Below are 6,603 nucleotides of genomic sequence, written 5' to 3' on the forward strand. Positions count from 1 at the left end.
GTGTTTTGTTCAGAATCGCCATTTTATTTTGATAGTTGTCGTGGTTGACTTATTATCTCAAAAATAAAGCTTTTCTCCTCAGATTTTTCTTCTTAATTTGTTACCCATGTTTGATGGGTTCCATATAATCTAAAGCTTCTTGAGAGTTGGAAGAAGGCTCAAATGGATCATAAGTTGCATTATCGATCGCTTCTTGTAATCGGCGTTTATTCGGGAAACCATCAATACCACGCTCTACTGATTTTGATTTAATGTAGTTGTACGCAACTTCCCAACTCCACTCTTCAGCAATTTCACCTTCAAGGCCTAAGATAACACGGTAATAATCACTATCGACGTCTTTAGCACGGTTACCTATATCAACCATTCGTCGTCTCATTGTGAGATCCTGACCATGAAACTCGTGATCAGCTTGATTAGCAAAAGGATGATTAGGATTGACACCAGCCATGAATAATTCGTTGAAACTTGGGCTACCAGCACCACGCACTAAACTGCGACCGTTTTGTCCATTAAGCTCAGCGAAGCCGCGCATTGTATCCGTAATGTCATATCGCCCCATGTAGTTAAAGCTGAAACGTTCAGCTTCAGGGATCATCGTCATAACGGGCGCATAGTCATAGCGACATAGATCACCAACAATTTGGTCGGCTGGACAAACATCATTACCAAAGGTATCAGCCATACGGTTTGTTGGATCACTCTTTAGTGCAATCGTTCCTGGATAGCCAGAGGAGCTTCTAAAATCTGTCGCATAAGGATCACCCGTGCGAGCTTTTTGGTTCGCTGTTGCTGCAAAACTTCTGTCACCGTAGAGCACTTCTTCACGCTTGAAATAATCTAAGATAAATGTGTGGTTACTTTTTTCAGCTTGGTTACCCCAAACAATACTCAAGTTTTGTTCTTCACCACCTCCGCTAGTTGTATCGCCATAGCGCGCACTGATTTCAGCACCATCTAAATCATTTCGTAAAACAATATTGATCACGCCAGCAATAGCATCAGAACCGTAAACAGCACTCGCACCATCTTTCAATATATCAATGCGCTTGACTGCTGCAATTGGGATATTGTTGATATCAACGAAAGCTGTATCAATGCCTTTCGCAAATGGGCTCACAGAAACACGACGTCCGTTAACCAAAATTAGGGTTGAATCGGCACCCAACCCACGCAATGAAACGCTCGAACCACCATTTGCAGTATCATCACTCGAGTTTGCTTGAGTAGAGAAGGTTCCAGCACCAGCTATAGGTAACTTCGACAGTGCTCCAATAAGATCTGTAGCACCAGTATCTTGTAAGTCCTCGACAGATAAACTCGTGATCGGATTAGGACCTTCCATGTCGGTGCGCTTGATGTGCGATCCAGTTACTTCTATACGTTCAACTTCTTCTTTATTGTCATCAGCCGCACTTGCGTAAGATGAAACTGCAGTTGCAGTAATGGCAGCAAAAAGCACATTCAACTTAAATGTTTTCATGTTGTTCCCTCAAATTGGTTTACTAGGAGTACTCCTCTGACCTCCTGTCCTTTAATCTAGGAAAAATATCAATAACATAATTGATACATTTTATAAACATATAATTATTTCAAAATGCTACAAAATATTAGGGGCTGTTGATCTTTGTTGATATTTTCAGCAATGATTATTTTTTGACGATAGCAAAGCGGAACAAGCGTTATTTAGTTCTTCTAAATGAGCGCAGTGACAATGCAGATAGCGTTAAAAATAACCATTGCCCTACGGGCTGAGTCTAAATCGCCTTACTCTGTGTTAAAAATAGTTTATTTAGATGACTAAATTGCACTATTTCCGCCTCGATTAAGGCGATGTATTGCTCAGCTGAATGATTAAACAAAGATCAACAGCCCCTAGATAAATATTTCGATATTGTTACTATTTTCAATTTAAAACCACTACCTGTTTCAATTTAAAACCACTATCTGCAGAACAACATAAAGTGCTTCAACAGCTAACTATCTAACCAAAGTGCAAAGTCATCAATGCTTATGCACTCGTCATTGTCGTCCATGACCAAACTTGAATCAGATAAGTACATCACACGTCTTTCGTCTTCACTTTCTGCAACAATTTTATTGGTAACGGTGACTTTATATCCTCTCCGTTCGAGGCAACCAACCACATAGTCGGTCTCCTCAATATTCCTTTTTTCCCACTCTCTCATAGCGATAATCTTATCAGCTTGTCTTCGCCAAATTGGCTCGACACTCTCATCTTGACTGATTTGCTTTAGCTCATCGTTGCTATAATCTTCTAGTTGCTTATTCGTACTCATCTTTTTCGCTGACCATGTTCATATTGATGTCATTATCAACCACAAAATAAACGATTCAATTTCAAACAACGTTTTTGTGATTTATCGATCATTTGCTACTTGAGGTATCGATCTGATCGATTTCATTTTCTTTCATTAATCGCCACTCACCAGGCTTAAGTTCATCAGGTAAATTGATATGCCCTAACGAAATACGATGAAGAGACTCTACTGGATTTCGATAACGACCAAACATTCTCTTGATTTGGTGGTATTTACCTTCACTCAAAGTCACTAGCGTTTCAAAATCGGATAGGATTTCTAACTTGGCAGGTTTAGTCGTAATATCTTCATATTCAAAGTAAAAGCCTTGGTTAAAACCTGATATATAATCCTCGCTCACAGGATTTCTTAACTTCACATAATATTGTTTTGTTACTTTTGCATCTGGTGACATTAATTGAGATGACCACTTACTGTCATTGGTGAGAAGCAACAAACCAGATGAGTTCAAGTCTAACCGGCCAGCAATATGTAATTGAGCTTTGTCTGGGTGATCAATTAAATCTAAGACGGTCTTATGAAGATCATCTTTTGTTGCACTTACAACTCCAACAGGCTTGTTCATTAAGATATAAATGGGCTGATGTTCCATTAGAAGCTGATGGTCCAACTGAATTTTGTCAAACTCAGTGACTTGCATATCCAGTGCGTCAGCCACCACATCATTAACTTTAATTCTTTTTTCAAGTAGATACATTCGCACCTGCTTTTTTGGAATTTGTAACGCTTTACAAATAAATCGGTCTAAACGACCTCGTTTGGATTTCATTGGTATTTCTTTAATTATCTCGTTGAAGGCTCAAACATTAAACATTAGACATTAGACATTAGATGCTGCAGAATAAAACTCATTGCTTTATTGCACTAACATTTGGTAAATGATTTCAGATTGACCTAAGGTTAAAAAGCATTATTAGTCTTAGTAAATAAGTTTGAATAAAAAGTATGCTACAGGCAATACTTCTGAATATAACAGTTTCTAAAATGACTTCCCCTGTTTTTACACCTCGAAATGCTGTACAAGAAGCTTGGGGTCTATCTTGTAACAAGGTAGAAGACTCAACCTCAGGTGGTTTTTCAGTCTCACTTAATGGAAATAACTGGGATATAACTCCCTCAGCAGATAGAAGGCTAACTGCATCAAGCATTTTCGCTTTTTTTAGATCTATTTGCCGTATCTTTCTTAACTCTATAAAGAGTTAGCAAATCCAGAGTGTACTTAATAATGCAAAGATTATGAGTTGGCTTTTATCAATGCCTTATACAGACACGAATAAAAATATGGCATTACTCAAGCAGCACCACCAGAAGCCTTTAATGGAAAAGGCGGCTGAATGCATGCTTTCCAGTATCGAAGGCTCTGAAATAAGTGACCAATCAGTAGAAATGAACCTAAGCTCTTATCGCTGCTCAATAACTGTCCAACCGATAAACTTCAACAATGCAGTTGCAGTTGCAGTTGCAGTTGCAGTTGCAGTTGCAGTTGCAGTTGCAGTTGCAGTTGCAGTTGCAGTTGCAGTTGCAGTTGCAGTTGCAGTTGCAGTTGCAGTTGCAGTAAATATTAGGAACACTTGTGTGAACAAGAAAGAATTTATACACAAACCATATTGAGTATTAATGTCAATAGAAGGTCTTTCTGCGTTCATTCTCAATGACCGCTCTTTTTATAATATTAATAACGAGCCAATGACGAAAAAAGTTGCTCCTGAGTGTCTATGTAAAGAAGATATTGTAAGTTTGAAAGATATAAACTTAAATCAATTACGTCGTACTGGATTAGAAAAACTGGAACTGTTAATCCGCCTATAATTCGTCCAATAACACGGAAGCAACGATGAGCTCACTATACCTTACATCAATATCTAACATGACAACGAGTATGGTTATTACATTACCTACCTTCCACTCCCCCAAGGATCAACTCTACAAAAAGTATCAGTATAAAGCTGTTCAACTTTATCTCTAGCCCAAGGGGTTTTCCTTAAAAATTTAAGTGATGACTTAATGGAAGGGTCACTCTTAAAGCAGTTAACATTGATTCTATCTGCAAGACCATTCCAGCCAAACTCTTGTTGAAGCTCTTCCAATATAGCGTCGAGCCTTTTCCCATGTAAAGGGTTGTTCTGTTGTGAACTCATATATTTTTATAACAAACCATATAAAAGAAATATAAATATTTATTACACTTCCATTTTCAAAACTCAACAAGGTAAAATAATCGTTAAATTAAAACTCATATTACCCGCCCAGGAATAGTAATAAATGTTTGAAATTGGTAGCCACTTTCGAAGTATAGAAACAAACAACTTAGAAGAGCTTTCTCATTTTCAGCCGAATAAGAACCGTCATTATACCCAACTTAAAACAGGTAACCTCAACGTTCGATACAACGAGGTTAACCTTGGTTCAGCGCAAATTATGCGAGAAGCGCTAACTACTGGTGGCATGATTCAAGCAACACCGAACTCTCAGTACATCCCATTTGCGTTCCCTTTAATCCATTCAAGTAATTTCCGTTTTTGTGGCCAAGAAAGACGTAACCATACTTTCTGTAAAGCAAGTGGAGGCAGCTGGGAAATGGTTTACGATGATAATTTAGATTATATCGGAGCCGTATTCTTGAAGGAATATTTATCTTCAAAATACCAACAAATATTTAATCGAGAACTGCCTGATTCGTTATTGCAAAGTAGTATTATCGAGGTGACACCACAAAAATCGCTCTACTTTTCAAATCAATTGAATAAGATCATGAGCCTATCTCGGAACATTAATCTTAATGGATTAACTAAAACAGCGGCTTTATTAAGCTCTGAAACCTTGCAAGTGACACTCGATACGCTTATAGACCCCATAGCCTCAACATCGTTAGAAAAATCACAGTCCAAAAGGCAAGTTGGCGTTTACAAAGTTGTTGATTACTTGCACCATAATGCGCATTTACTTCCTGATATTGCAACCTTGTGCAACGTTGCAGGTATGAGTGAAAGAAGCTTGCAGTACGGTTTTTTGGAACAGTTTGGAGTTACCCCAATCAAGTACTTAAGATTAATTAGGTTAAATGGAGCAAGGAAACAGTTACAGAACTCTGAAAAAAAACGCTTTAAAGTTATAGATATTGCCTTAAACTGGGGGTTTATCGAACTTGGAAGATTCTCAAAAGAATACAAAGCCTTATTTCAAGAACCCCCCTCAAAAACACTCAGATTATAAGTTCAAATCAATATCATTAAGCAACTTCAGTATTTAATTCAATGAATAATGAGTCTAGAGAAGCAATCGCCTCGGGACTATACAATTTTTGTTTAGCTTGCTCGTAGACATTTTTGGCTTGGAATTTACTTTGCCGCTTTAGCAATAACGCTTGGCTTATCACATTTGCTTCAAAAATATAGCCACTCAAAAAATCAGTTTGAAATACAACTTCAAGCACTTTACGATCATGAATCAGAGATTGCTTCTCTAAACTCATCACTACTCTTTCTGGAAACCCCCAATGATAGGCAATTTGATGGGTCAGCTTTTTTGAATATTGATTTAGCACCTTTTTAAAATGCCTTGAACCTGGCTCACACTCCGGAGGTACAACAGAAAAGGCATCGAGTAACAGTTGATAAATTACAATATTGCCTAGATTTTGCATCAATCCGAGCAAATACGCCTCAGCACCAAATTCTTTACGGCCGGATTGCTCCAATAAGTTTTTTGCGATTTTCCCTGTAGTTACACTGTGTTGCCATAGCTTGACGCCATAAAATTGAAAGTAGAGATTATTTTGTGGAATGAGCTGTTTAACAAATCCGTTTATTACTGCTTCATTAAGGCCATTAGCCCCTAGAGCTAGAAATGCTTTCTTCAAGCTAATAATTGGAGTTTCACCTTTTTTATAGGCACTTGAATTGGCTAATTGAATCACTTTAGCAGCAATGACAGGTTCTTCATTCAACAACTTAACAATACTGATAGCATCGAACTCATCATTTTTTAACTGTCTAGAAATTTCATTTAGCGAACTGGGCAGAACAGGAAGATCATTTAACAATTCTGTTGGCGATCTTAATAAGTCTGAAATTTGACTCGCAATAAAAACAGCGAGTTGATCACCTCGCTCAATACCACACTCTTTACCAAACAAATAATGGGGACTGATCAGATCTATATGATCTAAAGTCACAAATACAAGCGAGCTCGCCAGAGCAGGAAGTCCAACTCTGGTGATAAATATCAAAAGCAAATTTGTTTTTAGTGAGCGTTTCCAGAA

At 37.8% G+C, this 6,603-nt stretch carries 7 protein-coding genes and 1 pseudogene; 3 read left to right on the forward strand and 5 right to left on the reverse strand.

What is annotated here, in order from left to right; genetic code table 11:
• Window positions 1-118: 118 nt before the first annotated feature.
• The 3 genes and pseudogenes from JQC92_RS20350 to JQC92_RS20360 form a co-directional block, all read right to left on the reverse strand.
• A pseudogene (locus tag JQC92_RS20350) lies at window positions 119-1,483 on the reverse strand (TonB-dependent receptor plug domain-containing protein); the annotation flags it as partial.
• Between the two features lie 493 nt (window positions 1,484-1,976).
• Window positions 1,977-2,300 carry a hypothetical protein gene (locus tag JQC92_RS20355; RefSeq protein WP_205001360.1) on the reverse strand — a complete coding sequence of 108 codons (324 nt, stop codon included), beginning with the start codon at window positions 2,298-2,300 and terminating at the stop codon, window positions 1,977-1,979.
• 88 nt (window positions 2,301-2,388) lie between these two features.
• Window positions 2,389-3,111: a pseudouridine synthase gene (locus JQC92_RS20360; protein WP_205001361.1), complete on the reverse strand. Its 723-nt coding sequence runs from the start codon at window positions 3,109-3,111 to the stop codon at window positions 2,389-2,391.
• A 467-nt stretch (window positions 3,112-3,578) separates the two neighbouring features.
• Here JQC92_RS20360 and JQC92_RS20365 point away from each other — a divergent pair, with 467 nt between their 5' ends.
• Both JQC92_RS20365 and JQC92_RS20370 read left to right on the forward strand, forming a co-directional pair.
• Window positions 3,579-3,953, forward strand: a complete 375-nt coding sequence (locus JQC92_RS20365) for a hypothetical protein (protein ID WP_205001362.1) — start codon at window positions 3,579-3,581, stop codon at window positions 3,951-3,953.
• 6 nt (window positions 3,954-3,959) lie between these two features.
• Window positions 3,960-4,151, forward strand: a complete 192-nt coding sequence (locus tag JQC92_RS20370; RefSeq protein ID WP_205001363.1) for a hypothetical protein — start codon at window positions 3,960-3,962, stop codon at window positions 4,149-4,151.
• An 86-nt stretch (window positions 4,152-4,237) separates the two neighbouring features.
• Here JQC92_RS20370 and JQC92_RS20375 read toward each other — a convergent pair whose 3' ends face one another.
• The gene (locus JQC92_RS20375; RefSeq protein ID WP_205001364.1) at window positions 4,238-4,480 is read right to left on the reverse strand and encodes a VF530 family protein; all 243 of its coding nucleotides are present in this window, start codon (window positions 4,478-4,480) and stop codon (window positions 4,238-4,240) included.
• 124 nt (window positions 4,481-4,604) lie between these two features.
• On the opposite strand from JQC92_RS20375, the gene JQC92_RS20380 reads away from it, so the two are divergent.
• The gene (locus JQC92_RS20380) at window positions 4,605-5,555 is read left to right on the forward strand and encodes an AraC family transcriptional regulator (protein WP_205001365.1); all 951 of its coding nucleotides are present in this window, start codon (window positions 4,605-4,607) and stop codon (window positions 5,553-5,555) included.
• A gap of 16 nt (window positions 5,556-5,571) precedes the next feature.
• On the opposite strand, the gene JQC92_RS20385 is transcribed toward JQC92_RS20380, so the two are convergent.
• Window positions 5,572-6,603 (reverse strand): HDOD domain-containing protein (locus JQC92_RS20385; protein ID WP_205001366.1); only part of this gene is annotated, 1,032 nt, incomplete at its 5' end.

Source organism: Parashewanella hymeniacidonis (assembly GCF_016900895.1).
Classification (GTDB): Bacteria; Pseudomonadota; Gammaproteobacteria; order Enterobacterales; family Shewanellaceae; genus Parashewanella; species Parashewanella hymeniacidonis.